At 52.3% G+C, this 17,442-nt stretch carries 18 protein-coding genes; 12 read left to right on the forward strand and 6 right to left on the reverse strand.

Annotated elements, in window-relative coordinates:
* Nucleotides 1-199: 199 nt before the first annotated feature.
* The 6 genes from TRESADRAFT_RS09300 to TRESADRAFT_RS09325 all read right to left on the reverse strand — a co-directional run bounded on the left by TRESADRAFT_RS09300 (nucleotide 200) and on the right by TRESADRAFT_RS09325 (nucleotide 5,104).
* A complete protein-coding gene (locus tag TRESADRAFT_RS09300; RefSeq protein ID WP_002705089.1) occupies nucleotides 200-436 on the reverse strand; it encodes a hypothetical protein in 237 nt (78 codons plus the stop codon).
* Nucleotides 433-723, reverse strand: a complete 291-nt coding sequence (locus TRESADRAFT_RS09305; protein WP_002705091.1) for a hypothetical protein — start codon at nucleotides 721-723, stop codon at nucleotides 433-435. The genes TRESADRAFT_RS09300 and TRESADRAFT_RS09305 overlap by 4 nt, the downstream gene beginning before the upstream one ends.
* A 109-nt stretch (nucleotides 724-832) precedes the next feature.
* Nucleotides 833-1,273, reverse strand: a complete 441-nt coding sequence (locus TRESADRAFT_RS09310) for a hypothetical protein (RefSeq protein ID WP_002705093.1) — start codon at nucleotides 1,271-1,273, stop codon at nucleotides 833-835.
* A gap of 85 nt (nucleotides 1,274-1,358) precedes the next feature.
* The gene (locus tag TRESADRAFT_RS09315) at nucleotides 1,359-2,183 is read right to left on the reverse strand and encodes an HNH endonuclease (protein WP_002705094.1); all 825 of its coding nucleotides are present in this window, start codon (nucleotides 2,181-2,183) and stop codon (nucleotides 1,359-1,361) included.
* Between the two features lie 33 nt (nucleotides 2,184-2,216).
* Entirely contained in the window at nucleotides 2,217-3,107 is an 891-nt protein-coding gene (locus tag TRESADRAFT_RS09320) for a DUF697 domain-containing protein (RefSeq protein ID WP_002705096.1), read from the reverse strand.
* The gene (locus TRESADRAFT_RS09325; RefSeq protein ID WP_040842800.1) at nucleotides 3,104-5,104 is read right to left on the reverse strand and encodes a dynamin family protein; all 2,001 of its coding nucleotides are present in this window, start codon (nucleotides 5,102-5,104) and stop codon (nucleotides 3,104-3,106) included. Before TRESADRAFT_RS09325 ends, TRESADRAFT_RS09320 begins: the two co-directional genes overlap by 4 nt.
* Nucleotides 5,105-5,285: 181 nt before the next feature.
* Between TRESADRAFT_RS09325 and TRESADRAFT_RS09330 the strand changes: the two genes are divergently transcribed.
* From TRESADRAFT_RS09330 to TRESADRAFT_RS09390, 12 genes are all read left to right on the forward strand, one after another.
* A complete protein-coding gene (locus TRESADRAFT_RS09330; RefSeq protein ID WP_040842801.1) occupies nucleotides 5,286-6,809 on the forward strand; it encodes a methyl-accepting chemotaxis protein in 1,524 nt (507 codons plus the stop codon).
* Between the two features lie 737 nt (nucleotides 6,810-7,546).
* Nucleotides 7,547-8,359, forward strand: a complete 813-nt coding sequence (locus tag TRESADRAFT_RS09335; protein ID WP_002705106.1) for a transporter substrate-binding domain-containing protein — start codon at nucleotides 7,547-7,549, stop codon at nucleotides 8,357-8,359.
* 57 nt (nucleotides 8,360-8,416) lie between these two features.
* Nucleotides 8,417-9,100 carry an amino acid ABC transporter permease gene (locus tag TRESADRAFT_RS09340; RefSeq protein ID WP_002705108.1) on the forward strand — a complete coding sequence of 228 codons (684 nt, stop codon included), beginning with the start codon at nucleotides 8,417-8,419 and terminating at the stop codon, nucleotides 9,098-9,100.
* Nucleotides 9,090-9,761 carry an amino acid ABC transporter permease gene (locus TRESADRAFT_RS09345; RefSeq protein WP_002705110.1) on the forward strand — a complete coding sequence of 224 codons (672 nt, stop codon included), beginning with the start codon at nucleotides 9,090-9,092 and terminating at the stop codon, nucleotides 9,759-9,761. Before TRESADRAFT_RS09340 ends, TRESADRAFT_RS09345 begins: the two co-directional genes overlap by 11 nt.
* On the forward strand, nucleotides 9,758-10,510 hold the full coding sequence (locus TRESADRAFT_RS09350) for an amino acid ABC transporter ATP-binding protein (protein ID WP_002705112.1): 753 nt from the start codon (nucleotides 9,758-9,760) through the stop codon (nucleotides 10,508-10,510). Before TRESADRAFT_RS09345 ends, TRESADRAFT_RS09350 begins: the two co-directional genes overlap by 4 nt.
* Entirely contained in the window at nucleotides 10,507-11,883 is a 1,377-nt protein-coding gene (locus TRESADRAFT_RS09355) for an MATE family efflux transporter (RefSeq protein WP_002705114.1), read from the forward strand. The genes TRESADRAFT_RS09350 and TRESADRAFT_RS09355 overlap by 4 nt, the downstream gene beginning before the upstream one ends.
* Before the next feature lie 285 nt (nucleotides 11,884-12,168).
* Nucleotides 12,169-13,131, forward strand: coding sequence for an ABC transporter permease (locus TRESADRAFT_RS09365; RefSeq protein ID WP_002705115.1), 963 nt, complete (start codon nucleotides 12,169-12,171; stop codon nucleotides 13,129-13,131).
* 32 nt (nucleotides 13,132-13,163) lie between these two features.
* Entirely contained in the window at nucleotides 13,164-14,252 is a 1,089-nt protein-coding gene (locus TRESADRAFT_RS09370) for an ABC transporter substrate-binding protein (protein ID WP_002705116.1), read from the forward strand.
* A 75-nt stretch (nucleotides 14,253-14,327) separates the two neighbouring features.
* Nucleotides 14,328-14,531, forward strand: coding sequence for a DUF4418 family protein (locus TRESADRAFT_RS09375; RefSeq protein ID WP_002705117.1), 204 nt, complete (start codon nucleotides 14,328-14,330; stop codon nucleotides 14,529-14,531).
* Entirely contained in the window at nucleotides 14,516-15,727 is a 1,212-nt protein-coding gene (locus TRESADRAFT_RS09380) for an ABC transporter permease (RefSeq protein WP_002705118.1), read from the forward strand. The genes TRESADRAFT_RS09375 and TRESADRAFT_RS09380 overlap by 16 nt, the downstream gene beginning before the upstream one ends.
* A gap of 17 nt (nucleotides 15,728-15,744) precedes the next feature.
* Nucleotides 15,745-16,398 (forward strand): ABC transporter ATP-binding protein, encoded by a 654-nt coding sequence (locus TRESADRAFT_RS09385; protein WP_002705119.1) that lies wholly within the window; start codon nucleotides 15,745-15,747, stop codon nucleotides 16,396-16,398.
* Between the two features lie 41 nt (nucleotides 16,399-16,439).
* A complete protein-coding gene (locus TRESADRAFT_RS09390) occupies nucleotides 16,440-17,435 on the forward strand; it encodes a PLP-dependent cysteine synthase family protein (RefSeq protein WP_002705120.1) in 996 nt (331 codons plus the stop codon).
* Nucleotides 17,436-17,442 lie beyond the last annotated feature (7 nt).

A 17,442-nucleotide genomic window follows, 5' to 3' on the forward strand; every position in this document is an offset into this window, starting at 1 on the left:
TAAAGTTTTATCAGAATGACCATTATATTTTGGTCCACCAAGTTTTAAGCCGTCAGCTTCTAATAAAGGTTGACAAATATCCTTACATATATTACGAGATGTACCTCCGGCAATAATTGAATATCTATCTCCTTTGTTAAGCATTATTTTTTGTTCTGCATGACCTTTTCCGCCTATATAAATTATTCAACCGTCTATTTTAAGAGTTAATTGATGTACAGTTTGTCCAAGCATCTAATCCTATGAAATCCTGGTGCAGTTCAAAAATGCCGTCTTTCTCCAATGCGGTTATTGGGATTCCCGTCAAGCCGGTGCTTTTTGGCTTCAGCACATAAACATTCATATCTTTATAGCGGCCTTCTAGGATGAAAGCGTCTTTTCCATACTTTTCATCTAGATCCTCTTTTGTAAGTCCACCCAATTTTACTTCCCTCATTGTTTTTCCTCCATAATATAATCTGTAACAGAATTGTCAAAATGTAGATTATCGACCCTTAATAGATTCATGCATGTATTTTCGGTGTTTCCTTTTTTCATTTGGTCAAAATATTCAATTGTATCTTCCTCGTCATAGACAGCGCCTTCAAGACCATCGTAATAAATTAATTCCCCGTCTTTTCTAAAAACAGAAATTAAATGTCCTTGAGAAGGGTCTTTAATGTAGCTGCCCTCAATGGTGTATCTTTCACCTTCCTTAACAGTATCGTCTATAAACTTCATCATGCTTTCTGTAGAGTTTGCGTTTAGATTGTGAATATAATCCGGATGAAAACCATCATCATCAAGTCAGCCGAGTCTGGAATTATGTGCAAGCTTGTTCATTATTTTACTTTCAGTCATAGATGCTCATGTCGCAGACTGAAAAATCTGAGGTTGTTTTGAATTCCGAAAAATCAAGGGACTGTATTCTTTTTACGGCTTCATTGCAGATTTCAAGCGCTTCATCGTAATCTTTGCAGAATTTTTCAAGCGGCTCAAATCCTGGGAACCGTATGCAGAATCTGTCATCATCGTGCATGAAATCGCCGGAATTGTTTGTGGTGTCCTGTGCTTCCGATTCGCTATAGCCTTTTTCAATGTAGTATTTATAAACGTTCTCGGATTCGTCTTTTGTTGCAATAAGTGCGTGAAAATCAAGACAGTCTTCATCGTCCATGTTCCAGTACATTCCAAGTTCAAAGAATATTTTGCGGATTGTTGCCTGAGCAAATCTTTTTACCAGCTGCTCATTTATATGCAAAACAATTTTTGATATAAGTTCTTCTCTGTCCATAGATTTCTCCATATTGTCTGATGTTTAATATCTCGGAATGAAGATGCAGTTCGCCCAGTTCCTTTTCACGGATTATACGACAATATTAAAAAAATATTTCTTGAAAGGCTTCTTCACAATAATTTGCATTATCTCCAAACCAAAATTTTAGTTTTTGCAAATCAGAATCGCTTAACGAAAAATTACTTTCATTTATTCTTCTATCAAATAAAGAATGAATGAAATCCATCTGCTCATCACTTGCTTCATAATAATTTTTCCAATACTTGATGCAATCTTCCATTTCGTAAAGATATGGTAGAAGAATATTATCCGTTTTTTCCATCAATTCTTTTTCATCGATGCATGACAAGAAAGCATCGTTGGATTCCCAAAAAACTGCTGTTACAGATGCTTCTTCATCATCCAATAAAAAGTATGGAAAGATTTCAGATTCTGCTACTTCTATCAATTCTTTTTTTGATGTATCCAATAATGTTTTAGTGATATTTTTTTCGCCGCCTATAAAATCTTTTTCATTTTGTACCGCGCAAACCAAAAGTTTTTCAGCAAATGCAAAAACAGCCTTCACACCTGCCATGTTTTGGATTAAATAATTACAGCCGTCCCAGCTTATTTCTTCAGACAATAAATAATACTTACCTACCATTACTGCATGAGCAATTGAAGCATATAGGCATTTTTTGTAAATTTCATTTCTGTTTGTAAATGAAAAAATTGTATTCATATTGTATTTTTGTCTATTAAATTTTCTTGATACAATTTGGCAATTTGAAAAACTGTTTGTTCCTCCTTTGTCTTTAGGAATAATATGCTCAAACTGCCATTCATCAGGAGCTGGTGTAACCTGTGGATTGAATCTTATAAGCTCATATCCAGGACTAACGATTGTCAAATCTTTTATTCCCATCTGTTTTGTCGTGCAAGAAAAATCCTGTTGCTCTCAGAAGATAACGAGCTTTTTTTCGATTTCGTCCCGTATGCCGTCTCCGAAATCGGAAAGGAGCGCGCGGCGGGCTTTCTTCCGCATCTCGAAAAGCTCCTTTATCTCGATTTTGCCCCTGTCGCCCTTGAGCTTCCGGCTGACAATCCACCCGGTCACGTACATCGTCGTCGCGGCTGTCATCGCCTCAACCGCGGATGAGCCGAAATGCGAAAGCGCTTTCGACGAGAATCCGTCCTCAATCCCGCTCGTCTTCAGATAATCGGCGAGGATTGTCCCGACCGTATCCGCGCTCGCCTGGCTGAAAATCCCGTTCAGCGCGGAATTCGCCGTAATCCACGAGAAGCAGAGAACGTTGAAAAGCGGCGACGGCCTGAAGCCGTACGTCTTCATCAATTCGATCGCCATTTTGTACTGCGAGAAGAACATCACGAGGCCGTCGACGAACGGGTTCCTGCTGAAGACGACGCAGAGGGCAGCCTTCCAGCTGTAGTTCTTCACGATTCGGGATGTCTCGGTGTCGATGCCCGCGTAATACGACCGGACGAGCGCCGAAAGCGCGGCTTTGTCAGCCGGAACTTTCTGAAGCTCGTCGCGCAGCTGCTCCTGAATCGCCTTGTCCTTCTTCCGCGACTGGAGATGGCGCAAAAGGGCGCGCGCCGATTTCTCCGCGTCCGCGTCCTTCTGCACCCGCGTAAGGCGCGCGAAGGCGAATGCCGGCTCCAGAACGATGTCGTACAGCGCGAACGCGAACAGCCCCCAGAACAGCCAGCCCAAGACGGGAACGGGAAGCGCGTCGTTCAGAAGAACGCCCTTGGAATACAGGTCGGACGCGAAATAAAGCCCGACGAGGACGAGGACGAGCGCGCATTGGCGCAGGAATTTTTTCATTGCAGTATCCCCCCTATTTTCTCCTCTATCGCGCACAGGTCGCCGAGCAGCACCCGGAATGCCTCCCTGTCGCCCGCCGCAGCATCCCGCGCCTTCAATGCCCCGTCAAGCTCTTTCTGTGTCTCGCCGGCGAGCGGCCCAAGGCATTCCCGCGCGTGCGCGTTGAGCTTTTCCGCCATCATCCCCCGTATGCTCCTGTTGAGCGCGGCGGACGCCTGCTTGCGGTAATGGCGGATGATTTCGTCGCGGTCGCCGTTCATCGAATCGGACGTCACAACGTCGCTGCCCCTGTTCCACCAGCGCGGGTTAGCCTTCCTGCGGATTCTTTCGGCGCGCTGCATCGGGAGTTTTCCGCCGTCGGGGAGGAAGCCCTGCACGGTCTCGGACTGCGCAGGAAAGGCGAGAATCGGGTTGCATGTCACGCTGTCCGCGCTTTTCATCTCGGAAATCTTCCCGTTCATGAGGTGGAGCGCGGATTTTCTCTCCGAACCGCCGCCGTCGGAGGAGACGATGCACACCGCGTCGTCGAAACAGGATTCGCACAGAAGCCGCCCGGTGATTTCCTCCGCCGAGCGTATGAATGCCCCCAAGAATTCGTTGTACGACTCGAGCCGAACCTGCTTTCCCCTCGACGCACGTTCCATCAGCCGGCAGAACGGCTCGTCCTTTTTCAGCCGCTCGAATTCGTCCGCGAGATTCTCCGCGATGCGCCTGCCGAGCCGCTCCGAAATGCTGAATTCGCCCGCGATGAAGCTGCTTCCCGAGAATTTCGTCCCGTAGTCGAGTATATGGTTCTTCCGCCTCGCAAGCGCGTCAATCTCGTCATTCATCCGCGCGATTTCCCCGCCGAGCGCGGCGATTCTGTCCCCGATTCCGTTTTCCGCGTCGAGGAATGCGTTCCAAAGCTGCTTGACGCACTGGCGGTCGTGCTTGTCCTTCCCGTTCTGCGTTATGTCGTCGCGGAGGTTCCGCTCAAAAACGAGGTATTCCGATTCGGAAAGAAGCTTTTCCGGTGTCATCCCGCCCGCCGCGTCGATGTCGTCCGGATTGAAAATCGCGTCGTATGCCTTTCCGAGATTTGCCGAATCGACCGGAAGCGTCCTGATTTTTCCTGGGGAAAGCCGCCCCATAAAATCCTGGATTCCCCGGCTCCGCTGCCTGTCGATGTCGCCCGCTATTATCTCTTTCCGCCGCCACTGCCGGGTGTCCATTATGTTGTGGACGAGCCGGTACGTGTTGTCGTCGAGCTTGCTCCCAATCTCGCGCAGATACCGGCATGCCTCCTCGTTGAGCGGCGCGACGCTGCTCTGCACGAAAAGGAGAAGGCTGCATTCCTGAAAAATCTTGTTGTACGCGGCAAAATCGATTTCCTTGTTGACTGAATCGAGCCCGGGCATGTCGAAAATCGCGCAGTTGTGCGACGAAAGAAGGCTTTCCCCGTTGTCGGGAACGACGACGACGACGAGAAGCGGCTCCGTGGGAAGCAGCCCGCCAGATGCCGGAGCGCACAGGACGTCGCGCAGGTTGTCCTTGTTCAGCTCAAGCGGGACGGCTTTCCTGTATTCGTCGTCCCAATCCTTGAGCCCGCTTATCCTGTCGATTATGTTTTCGAGCTGGTGCCGCCTGCTCCCTAGGGATGACGAATCCGCGCTTCCGCCGCCCGTTTTGGGAAAATACCGGTAGATGCCTGTTTTCTCCGTTCCCCTTCCCGCCATTATCAGGGCCGGGCGCAGCGTCGTGTCGACACCGAAATCTATCGGGGACGCGAGCGGGCTTCTCGAAAGAAGGTTCACGAGCGTTGATTTTCCGGCTTTCAGCATTCCTGTCGCGACTATGAAAATCTTGTCCGATTTGAAAAGCCCGAACCTGCGCTCGATATCTCCTCGCATTCTCTTCCATATTTTCGAGGAATCCCCGGAGACCGCCCCGCCGAGAAAACGCGACGACACCTCCCCGAATTCCTTCTCAAGCTCATTCACTTTCGCTTCGTCAAACACCGGATTCTCCTGCCTGGCTGCCCGCCGGAACGAAATCTTCCGGGCAGGCATAAATATGCCAAGGCTGGAATTCTACTGGCTGTCGCGATTTTCTTCAATGTTGGCGTTTTCCCGCGTTTTTTGTTTCCGCAAAACTTTAAAACGCATTAAAAAATATTCATTATCGTATATAATGGTGTCCATGAGCATTTTCTCGAAATTTACATACCTTATTTTTCTGACGACATATCTCGGGATTTTCTTCCTGCGTATCTTCCATTTCGGCTTCATCTATGAGAGGCCGTCGGCGATACTTCTCGAATGCATTCCGACCGTCTCGATTTCGTTCCTGCTTATAGTCTCCTGCCTTATCGTCGAGCGCCCGATTCTGAGGAAATTCGAGGAGATAATAAAAAAAGGCAGGAAGTCGCGCGGCTCGCTGACGGAATCGGACATAGCCGAATGTATGCGCTGCTACAAGAAATTCGACATAGCGATTGCGGCGGGCGATGCTGTAGGGTTCCTCCTCGGCGCGGGGTCGACCTCGATAATCGAGGCGGCGAAGGGAATTGTCCCATTCGAGCCCGCGATTTTCATCATCATCGAGCTGCAGTCAGTCGGCGTCGGCTTCCTCTGCTACACAATCAATGTCTTCCTTATAAAGCGCGTTCTCATGGCGGGATGCATGAAGGAAATCGGCATGCCGGTGAACGAGAACCTGTCGCAGAACCTGAACATCGCAATCGTCACGAGCATATACCTTTCTGTCATGAACATGATGACGATTCCGATAAACCTCCTCAAGAACGGCGGCGAGGGCGCGTTCCAGCGGTTCGTCGTGTATTTCGTGATAGGGGCGTCGCTCAACATGCTCATCTGCTTCGTCACGTATTCGCTCATAATCAGGCGCATACAGGAACGGGAGAAGCGCGTCAGCAGGACGCTCCTTGAGGAGACGAAGAAGCTTGCGGAGTCGACGAAAAAGAGCGCGAGCACGAGCTGCGACCAGAGCGCCGCCGTAAAGGAGATTGTCGCGACGATGCACGACTCGACGGAGCTTGCGAACAACATTGGAAACAAAGTCAAACATGTAACCGGGCTTGCGGAAAAATCGCGCGATGCCGTCGTCGTCGGAAGCCAGGCGCTGCAGAAGAACATGCAGGAGCTTATCGAAATCAAGAACACGAACCTGCTCACCATCGAGGAAATAAAGGAGCTGAACAAGAAGATAAACGGAGTGTGGGACATCGTTTCGATAATCAACAATGTCGCCGACCAGACGAAGATAATCGCGTTCAACGCGGAGCTTGAGGCTTCCAGCTCCGGCGAGGCGGGAAAGAACTTTCACATCGTCGCGACGGAAATAAGGCGGCTTTCCGACAACATAATCGACAGCATCAAGGAAATCAGGGAGATAATAAACGAGATTCAGCACGCGTCCGATACGCTCATCCTCGACAGCGAGAAAAGCTCAAGCCAAATCGATGCCGGATGCGAAAGCGCGAGCGCCCTTGAATCCGGGTTCAGCAGCATAATGGCATCGTCGAACGCCACGGCGGAAAGCACCCGCGAAATCCTCGATTTTGTCGGGCAGATGACAATTTCGAGCGAGCAGATTTTCATAACGCTCCAGCAAATCGCCCACGGAATCGAGGATTTCTCAGTCAGCACGACGAACATCTCGACGTCATCCGAGGCCGTCAAGGAAATCGCGAGCCAGCTGTAATCCGGATGTAATCCGGAAGGAAGGCGGAAAACGGAGCGCTCCTGTTTCTGGGCGCTTCAACGGGGCTGGTTCCTCAAACGCGCGGGAGCCTATGCAACATGGAAAGAACGATGCCGATTTTCAGCACCGTTCTTTTTTTTGCTCGCTGATTTCCTCTTCCTCAATCTGCGGGATTCGTCCAATCCTGCGCTCTTCTGACCTTCTCCGCAAAATAATCGTACAGGACAATGGACTCGCCGAACTTTTTGAAAATCTTCTTTTTAAGAATCAGCATAATAAAAAAAAGCTCTGCACGCCGGCAGAGCCTTACGGTATTTTTCTTTCAGCCACTCGCGAATGACCTAAGCCCAACTCTTGGTGAATACAGAACCGTCAGGGGACTCCGTGAAGCACTCCTTCTGGGCAGAGAAACTCCACTTCAACGTCTAGGTAGCACACTAGTTGCTACAACCATAATGTAATGGCAATTATGGACGCTGTCAAGGATTCGGCTGGTCTACAATCTTTTCTCCACGAATTCTTCAATCTGCGGGATGAGCTCCGTTCTGAGAAGATTTTTCGTGTTCTGGGCGATTATTGATGCGTTGTGCAATCACAGATTCCCGCTAAATTCCGCTGCTCTGGCAATCGGAAATTTCTATATTCCGTATACAAAAAATGTATTAGGCACGATTCGCGAAAAAATATATACCTACTACATTGCTAGGTTTTCAAAAAAATGCAATGGAGGTGCTTTTATGAAAAAGAATGTGGTCAAGGTTGTGTTGTTTTTTGCGGCGCTCTCGCTTTTTGCGGGAAATGCGTTCGCGGCGAAGAAGGCGAAGAAGCAGAAATCAAAAACGATTGTCGTCGGAACTGGCACGAACATGAAGCCGAAATGCTTTCTTGATGAAAACGGGGAACTTGCGGGGTATGAGATTGACATCATACGCGAGATAGACAAGCTTCTCCCGCAATACGAGATTGTTTTCGAGACGTATGATTTCAAGAATATCCTTCTCGCGCTGTCTGCCGGAAAAATCGATGTCGGAGCGCATCAGTATGAGTACAATCCCGAGCGCGCGAAGAACTATCTTTTTTCCGACTACGGCTACAACAGCTACAACAAATTCATCGCGGTTCTCGCGCAGCGGAACGACATACGGTCGTGGGACGACCTCGCCGGCAAGAACCTTCAGGTCGGAATCGGGAGCGCGACGCTTACTGAAGTCCAGAACTACAACAATTCGGTGGCGAAGGAAAAGCAGATAAACGCCATCGTGACGACGAACGCGACATACGAGCAGATTCTCGCCGCGATGAAAAACGGCACGTACGACGCATTCATAACGACGAAGGCCGATTTGGATCAGCGCAACAAGGAATTCGGGAGCGTCTACAAAATCGTGGACGAGGAGCATCCCGTCGCGGAAAACAGCGCGTACCACATTTTCAACAAAAAGGATGCGCAGCTCAAGGCGGACTGGGACAAAGCGCTCAAGACGCTCATCGATAACGGAACGATTTCCCGGCTTTCTGTCAAATGGCTCGGCGCGGACTACACGCACTAGCGGGAACGGCTCCGGGCGTTGTCTGCCCGGAGTTTTCCGGAGAATGAGAGGAACAGAATGGAAGATTTTTTTTCTTGGAGCAGATTTTTTTCGAATATTCCGCGGCTTGCCGCAAAACTTCCCCTGACGTTCGAGATTGTCGCAGTGGCTTTTGTCTTCGGGACAATCCTCGCGCTTCTTCTTGCCGTATTGCAGCTGAGAAAGATTCCTGTCGTGGAGCAGATTGTCCGCGTGTTCATTTCGTTTGAGCGCGGAACCCCGATGCTCGTTCAGCTGCTCGTCGTCTACTACGCGCTTCCGCTTCTTCTTGAGTCGCTGTTCGATGTCGACACGAGAAGATGGGCGCGCATCCAGTTCGTCTTCATAACGTTCGTGCTGAATCAGGGCGCGTTTTTGTGCGAGACGTTCCGCGCGGCAATTCTCGCCGTCCCGAAAATCCAGTCGGAGGCGGCGTTCTCATGCGGGCTGACTTCGCGGCAGACTTTTTTCAGGATTGTGCTCCCGCAGTCGCTGAGAATTGCCGTGCCCGGGGTCGGCATGGATCTGCTCGGGCTTTTCCAGGAAACGTCGCTCGTGTTTATGATTGGCGTAATCGACATTCTGGGGCTTGCGCAGGCAATCGGCTCGAACACGGGCCATTCAATCGAGGCGTATCTCATAACCGCGCTTTTTTTCATCATCATAAATCTTTTTCTCCGAAAGATTCTGAACGTACTGGAGGGGAAGCTGAATGTCTTTTAGTACCGATTATTTTTTTCAATGCCTTGTTTCCGGCGCAAAGTACATCCACATAACGCTGTTCATCGGGCTCCTTCCGACATTCGTCGGGATAACGTTCGGCTGCGTGATTGCGCTCGCGAGGATCCGGAACGTCCCCTTTCTTTCAAAGCTGCTCGAGGTTCTTGTATCCGTGCAGGTCGGCGTCCCGCTGATGGTGAACCTGCTGATTTTTTACCTCGTGTACCTCGTCCTGCTCCCGTCCGTGAAATACGGGGCGATGGCGACGGCGCTGCTGGCGCTCTCGCTGAACAGGATTGCGTACCAATCCGAGATAATCCGCGGCGCATTCCTTTCAATCCCGAAAATCCAATACGAGGCGGGATACAGCATCGGGCTTTCGTACCCGCAGGTTCTCAGGCGGATTGCGATTCCTCAGATGATACCCGTCGCGATTCCGCCCCTCACGAACAACATCGTGGGCGGCGTGAAGAACACGTCGATTGTCATGGTCGTCGGAATCGTCGATGTGCTGAACGGCTCCGCCATTCCCTGCGCGGATACCTACAGTTATGTGGAAGGATATGTCGCGGCGGCGCTTATTTATTGGGGAATTTCTGCCGTGCTGGAATTTTCCCTCCATAAAATCGAAGTGTTTTTCAACAAAGGAAGGAACGTAAAATGATAAAGCTTGAGCATGTAAAAAAATCGTTCGGGCGCCTTGAGGTGCTCCACGACGTGTCGCTGAGCATCGATGACGGGTCTGTCGTCGTAATCCTCGGGCCGAGCGGCAGCGGGAAGACGACGCTGCTCCGTTCGATAAATTTCCTTGAGAAGGCTGATTACGGAACGCTCGAAATCGGCGGGAAGACCGTGGATTTGCATTCGGCGAAGAAAAAGGAAATTCTCGATATCAGGAAGCGGACCGCGATGGTTTTCCAGAATTACGGGCTGTTCGCGAACAAGACGGTTCTGCAGAACATAACGGAGGGGCTGATTGTCGCGCGCAACGTTCCCAAAGAAAAAGCAGAGGAGCGCGCACGGCTTGAGCTGAGAAAGGTCGGACTTTCCGATAAGGAGAATTATTATCCGAGCCAGCTTTCGGGCGGCCAGCAGCAGCGCGTGGGGATTGCGCGCGCCGTCGCGCTCGATTCCGAGGTTATATTGTTCGACGAGCCGACGAGCGCGCTCGACCCGGAGCTTGTCGGGGAAACGCTCTCGCTCATAAAGCAGGTCGCACGGGAGGGGCACACGATGATTGTCGTGACGCACGAGATGAGTTTTGCCGAGGATGTCGCCGACAAGGTCGTTTTCATGGACGGCGGCTTTGTTGTAGAGGAAGGAAAACCCGGCGACATTTTTTACTCGCCGAAGGAGGAGCGCACGAAGAAATTCCTCTCAAGGATTCTTCCTCCGAGCGACTACGTAATATGAGAAGAGACTCGTCCGTGGACATGACGTACGGCGGTTCGCTTCGCCATATCGTGTCGTTCGCGCTCCCGTTGTTTTTCGGGAATATCTTCCAGCAGCTTTACAACACCGCGGACTGCTTCGTCGTCGGACATTTTCTCGGGCGAGATGCGCTTGCGGCAATCGGATCGACAAGCCAGCTCGTCTTTACCGTCATCGGATTTTTCGGCGGTTTTTCGACGGGCGCCCAGGTCGTGATTTCCCAGCTTTTCGGCGCGAAAGATGTCACGGGCATGGGCAGAGCCGTCCATACCGCGATTGCAAGCTCGTTCGCCATAAGCGTTTTCATGACGCTCCTCTCAATTCTCGTCACGACGCCCGTCCTCCGCCTGATTAATGTCCCGGAAGAAGCGTTTCCCCTCGCGCAAAGTTATCTGCGCATTTATTTTTCGGGAACGCCGTTTTTGATTCTCTACAACATGGGCTCGGGAATTCTCCGCGCGCTTGGCGACTCGAAGCGGCCCCTGATTTTTCTCGTCATAAGCTCGCTTTTGAACATCGCGCTCGATTTCGTTTTCGTCGCGCTTTTCCGTCTGGGCGTTGACGGGGCAGCGTGGGCGACCGTCATATCGGAGGCGGTTTCGCTCGTCCTCGTTTTCTCCGTGCTTCTTTTCACGAAAGGCGCGTACAAAGTCGACCTCAAGAAGCTTCGCATTGATGTTCCGCTGCTCTCGCAGATGCTCAAAATCGGGCTTCCCGGCGCGCTCTCGTCGTCGCTCACCGCGTTTTCGAACACGTTCCTGCAGAAATACGTCAACGATTTCGGGCCTGCCTGCACCGCGGGATGGGCTGTCTTCGCGCGGTTCGACCAGCTCGCGATAATGCCGATGATGAGCATCTCGCTTGCCGCGACGACCTTCGTGAGCCAGAATTTCGGCGCGGGAAAAATGGCGAGGATTTGGCAGGGAATGCGCATCTCGTTCGCGCTTATCCTGTCGATAACGGCAGCACTTTCCATTGTACTGATTGTCCTCGCGCGTTTCCTTTCAGGACTTTTCGTCGGGGATGAGGAATCAGCCGGATATGCCGTGCTTTTCATACGATACACTTCGCCGTTCTACATCCTGTGCGCCACGACGATGCTTCTGTCGCAGATTCTGCGCGGAATCGGGGATTCAATCGCTCCGACTGCGATAACATTCTCGGGATTCATCCTTTTCAGGCAGTTTTTCCTTTTCGCTGCGGCGCGATTCTTCCCGTCTTTTTCCCTCGTGGCGGCGGCGTACCCGCTCGCATGGGTTCTGACGTCGATTTGCATGGTGCTCTATTTCGGGAAAGCCGCGCAAAAAACGGCTCTTTCCAAGAACGGGCGGAAATTGTGTGAATTGAATGCCTGATACGATTCTCCACGCGACTATGCTGTTTGCTTTCGGGTTTGCCGGCGCTCCTTCTTCGGGAAAAATACCTCCGTTGTTTCCCGTGCCCGGCAAGCCCGTTTTTTTCGAGGATTTGCTTTCTTCCGCGCAGCCGTCCATCATGACAAAAAATTGCCCGACCGTGCCTCAACAAAAATCCGCGCATAGGTATAAAAAAAATCTATATCAGTTATAGAAAAAATATATTAGAACAGTTCCGCGAAATGTTATATACCTACTACATTACTAGGTTATACGAGGTGCAAAATGAGACAAACTCTAAAGAATATTCTTTTCCGCGCTTTTCCTGCTCTCGGGGTTGTTTTTGCCATTCTTGTGCAGACTATCGTCGCCGACAGCCCGCTTCATCCGGGGGCGGCAAAACCATACTACAATCTGCTTCTTTGCGTACTGCTCGCTTTCGCGCTCATCCTTTTCGCGCTTTCGTTTTTCAGCGGGAAAATTCGGGAGGGGCTTGAGCAGAAAGGGGCGTTTTTCTTCGGTTCAGGAATTCTCGTTGCGCTGCTCAACCTTGCCACGGCAAAGCTCGCGCTTCTTCCCGTGATTTTTTTTCCGAGCTACGACAACGTCCTTGCGGTTTTCTTCGAGCAGACGCCGCTCCTTCTGAAGTGCATTGGCTTCTCGTTCAGGCTTCTGATTCTCGGGGTGCTTTTCGGGACTGTTTCGGGATTCGTCACGGGTGTCTGCATCGGCTTCTCCAAAAAAGTCTGCTACTGGGTGAACCCGTACATAAAGCTTATCGGACCGATTCCGGCGACGGCGTGGATTCCGCTTGTCCTGACGACTTTCCCGACGCCGTTCGGTGCGAGCGTGTTCATCATCGCGCTTGCGGTGTGGTTCCCCGTCCAGCTTATGACGAGCTCCGGGATTCAGAACACGAGCAAAATCTATTTCGAGGTCAGCCGGACGCTCGGAGCGGGAACGTTCTACCAGATTTTCAAGGTTGCGGTTCCTGCCGCCCTCCCGAACATTTTTCAGGGCGTGTTCAACGGGATATGCGCGGCGTTCATCGCCCTCATGACGGCGGAGATGTTCGGCGCGAAATACGGAATCGGCTGGTACATAAGCTACCAGAAGGCGATGATGCTCTACTCGGGCGTCTATGCCGGTCTGATTATGATTGCACTTTTCTGCACGGTAATCATAACGGCGCTTTTCAAGGTGAGGAGCCGCCTTCTCGGATGGCAGAAAGGTCTCATCAAATGGTAACGAAATCAATTCATAAAAAATGGAGGCATATTATGAAAAAATCAATTTCAAAAAGCGTATTGGCTGCCGCAGCGGCCACGGTTCTGCTCGCATTTCCGTCGTGCAACAAGAAGGAAGCGTCTTCCGCGCAGAAAGTCGTCAGAATCAACTTCCAGACAGGGAATCTCTGCGGGGCGCCTGTGCATGTCGCGATGAAGATGGGGCTTTTCGACGAGGAACTCGAAAAAATCGGGCAGAAGGCGGAGTACGTCCAGCAGGTCGAGGGCGGCGCGACGTTGGGCGAGATGATTGCGTCCGGGAAAGTCGATGCAGGATACGGTCTGTACGCGACGCAGCTCCAGGCGATGGAGAACGGGCTTCCCATTTCGTACACTTCGGGAATCCACGTCGGATGCACGAAATACTACGTCAGGAAGGACAGCGACATACAATCCGTGAAGGATTTGCGCGGAAAGAAAATCGGCGTTCCCGGCCTTGCCGATTCGAGCGTCATGAACCTCAAGAGAAAGCTGATGGATGTCGGAATCGGCGTCACCGCGGACAACAACGAGGTCGAATTCGTCGCCTACTCGTCGGCAGACCTCGCGATCGCGCTCAACAACGGCGCCGTTGACGTCATCGGCGCGCACGACCCGGTCGCGACGAAGGGCGAGCTTGCATACGGGTTCCGGAAAATACTCGACACGGGAACGGACGAGAAATTCAGGAACGAGTACTGCTGCCAGCAGTTCGTGACGCACAAGCTCCTCCGAGAGAATCCCGAGGGCGCCGCTGCCGTGACACGCGCCTTGCAGAAGGCGAGCGCATATGTGGAGGCAGAGCCGCGGGCGACCGCGCAGCTCCAGATAGAGAACGATTTGGTTGCGGGCGACCTCGATTTCAACGCGTCGCTGCTCGACGAGCTGAATTTCATCCCGAGCCGCTCGCTCGGAAGGCAGACGTTCGACGCTGCCGCGCGGCAGCTTAAGGAGGCGGGCATCCTCAAGAATTCGACGGACATAGAGAAATTCATCGCGCAGGGATACATCGAGCTTTTCGGAGTTCCCGACGGATATTCATACGACAAGGAGACAAAGACGTTCACCGAGATAAACGGAATCCGCACCGGGTTCCCGCTGTAAGGGACGCCGGCGCCGCATACAAAACCACATGCGCTGTCCGAAATCGGGCGGCGCGAAAACAAAAAGGAGATTTATATGAAAAAACTGAACATCATCTTGTCTGGGCTTGTTTCCGTCCTGGGACTTCTCGTCGCAATCGCGCCTTTTACATTCGCGAAGGTCTGCGCCATGCCGAAAATGCACTGCCATGCCGTCACGAGGCCGACCGTCTTCGTCTTCGGAATGCTGATTTTCCTGATTTCGCTTTTCCAGACGGTGCTTTTATGGAAAAAACGCTGATTTTCCGCTCGGATGTCGAAAAGGCGCTGGCAATCGCGAACCTTTCCAAGAAAACGCACCGCACGGTCCTTATCGTCGCGATGGTCGCGATTTCTTCCGCGGTAATGTTCGCGTCGCTCGTGCTTTCGGCGAGCCTGAAATCCGGGATTGCGGGGCTGCGCTCCCGGATTGGCGCCGATTTGCTCGTCGTTCCCGAAGGATACGAGAAGGGCGAGGAGCGGATTCTCCTTTCCGGCGAGCCGAACTATTTTTATATGGAGCGGAACGTCGTCGATTCCGTGCGCTCCGTTTCCGGCGTCAGCCAGGCGAGCGCGCAGTTCTACCTTACGAGCGTCTCCGAAAGCTGCTGCGATTTTCCTGTCCAGATTATCGGTTTCGAGCCGGAGAGCGACTTCGTGGTGAAAAGCTGGGCGAAAACCGGCGTGAGCGGAATTTCCGGCGGGGAATTCCTCCTTTCGGGGTTCAACGTCAGCGACGAGAACGGAACGGTCAGGTTTTTCGGGAGCGAGCACAAGATTGCCGGGCGGCTTTCGAAAAGCGGCTCAGGGATGGACAACGTGATTTTCTGCGATATGGAAAGCCTCCGCTGGATATTCGACGACGCGAGCCGGAAAGGATTCGGCTTTGTGTCCGACGGCGACACGGAGAACAAGATAAGCTCCGTCCTCGTTCGACTTTCCGATGACGCCTCCGCCGATGCCGTTGCGCTCAGGATAAAAAAGGCCGTACCCGGCGTGCAGGTGATAATCGGGGAAAAATTCATCAGGAACTTTTCGGGGAAGATATCCGCCGTCCTCGTGTTCCTGTACTCGATTTCGGCGCTCGTCCTCCTTGTCGCGTTTTTTTCGCTCGCGCTCATTTTTTCGGTAACGATTAACGAGCGGCGGCGTGAATTCTCGATTCTGCGGGTGCTCGGCGCGACGAAAAGGCAGCTGCGCTCGGTTCTTTTCCACGAGGCTGCCATTCTCGGCGGGGCTGGTTCCGTTCTTGGAATCATAATCGCAGCGCTCGTCGTGATTCCGTTCAGCGGCGTTATCTCGCAAAAAATAGCGCTTCCGTTTTCGCCCGGCGGATTCGGTACGGTGCTGTGCTTTTCCGCCGCGGTTTTCGTCGCCGTGACTTTATCGTGCGTCGCCTCGGCGGCAAAAAGCGCGGTCAGGATATCGAAGGCGGAGCCGTACGGGGACGTCAAATAGCGTTTTTGGAGGAGACTGTGATTGAGCTGAAAAACGTATCTAAATCTTTTTCGACGCCGCAGGGAGTCCGGAACGTGCTCTCTGATTTTTCCCTCACCGTGGGAGACGGCGTTTTCCTCGGAATAAAGGGCGAGTCCGGTGCCGGAAAAAGCACGCTCGTCTCGATTATCGCGGGCCTGCAGAAAGCCGACATCGGGGAGGTTCTCGTAAACGGGAAGGACATTTCATCGATGGGCGACGAGGAAATCAGCCGCTTCCGCAACGAGGAAATCGGCTTCGTCTCGCAAGAGCAGAGCTTCCTTGAGAACATGACCGTCCTTGAGAACGCCGCCCTGCCCTTTTTTCTCGGGAAGAGGAGAAAGGGCGGCGGGGACGAAGCTGTCGCGCGGGCGCGGGCGCTTCTGGAGGAATTCGGCATAGGGCATCTTTCGGAAATCAGCCCGGCATCTATTTCCGGCGGCGAGAACAGGCGGCTTCTCATCGCGCGCGCGTTGATGAACGACCCGGAAATCATCATCGCCGACGAGCCGACCGATGCCGTGAGCCGGAAGCAGGCTGAGGAAATCATCTCCATATTCAGGCAGCTTTCGCGGCGCGGGAAGACGGTCATTCTCGTCACCCACGACGAAGATGCGCTTGGAATGTGCGATGAAGTTTTTTATTTGAGCTAAAAACCTAGTAAAATTATAGGAAAAAAAACGGAGGAAACACTATGTCAAAAAAAATTCACGATTCGCTTGCGGAACTTGTCGGGCACACTCCCCTTGTGCGGCTTCACGGATACGAGGAGAAGCTCGGCCTCAAGGCGCATATTCTCGCGAAGGTCGAGTATTTCAACCCAATCGGAAGCATAAAGGACAGAATCGTCCTCAGGATTATCGAGGAGGCGGAGAAGGCGGGGAAAATCAAGCCCGGAAAGACGACGCTCGTCGAATATACGAGCGGGAACACAGGAATCGCGGTCAGCGCGATAGGCGCAATCAAAGGGTACAAAGTCAGGATATACCTTCAGGACGGCGTGAGCCATGAGCGGCTTCTCGTCATGAAGGCATTCGGCGCGGACGTCACGAAAATCAGCGAGGTGCCGGAGCTTCAGGACGCGCTTGCCGCCACGAACAACGATTTTGTCGCCGCGACGAACATCCTCAAGCAGCACATACGTGACAGGCAGGCTGCGGGCGACGACATTTATTTTGTTGACCAGATGATAAACCCGCTCAACCCCGTCGCGCACCACGACACCACGGGGAAGGAAATCTGGGAGGATACGGAAGGAAATGTCGCGGCAGTCGTCGCCTCCGTGGGAACTGCCGGAACGATACGGGGAATCGCGGACTACATCCACGAGAAGAACGGCGGCAAGACGAAGATTTTTGCGGTCGAGCCTGCGGAAACGGACACGAAGCTGACGGGAATCCACAACTTCACGGAGGTTCCCGCCGAGCGCATCCCGCCAAGCCTGAAAGAGGACGGCGGCGTGACGAAAAAGGTGTTCGACGAGGTTTTCGTCGCGGACACGGACGGCGCGTTCGACGCCGCGCGCACTGTCGCGAAGACGGACGGCGTGCTTGTCGGCAATTCAAGCGGCGCGGCTTTGTGGGGCGCGACGATTATCGCGAAAAGGGAAGAATTCGCGGGGAAGAACATCGTCGTCGTGTTCCCCGACACGGGGCTCCGGTATCTCAGCACGACGCTGTTCGGGGAATAGCGCGGGG

Source organism: Treponema saccharophilum DSM 2985 (assembly GCF_000255555.1).
GTDB lineage: Bacteria > Spirochaetota > Spirochaetia > Treponematales > Treponemataceae > Treponema_D > Treponema_D saccharophilum.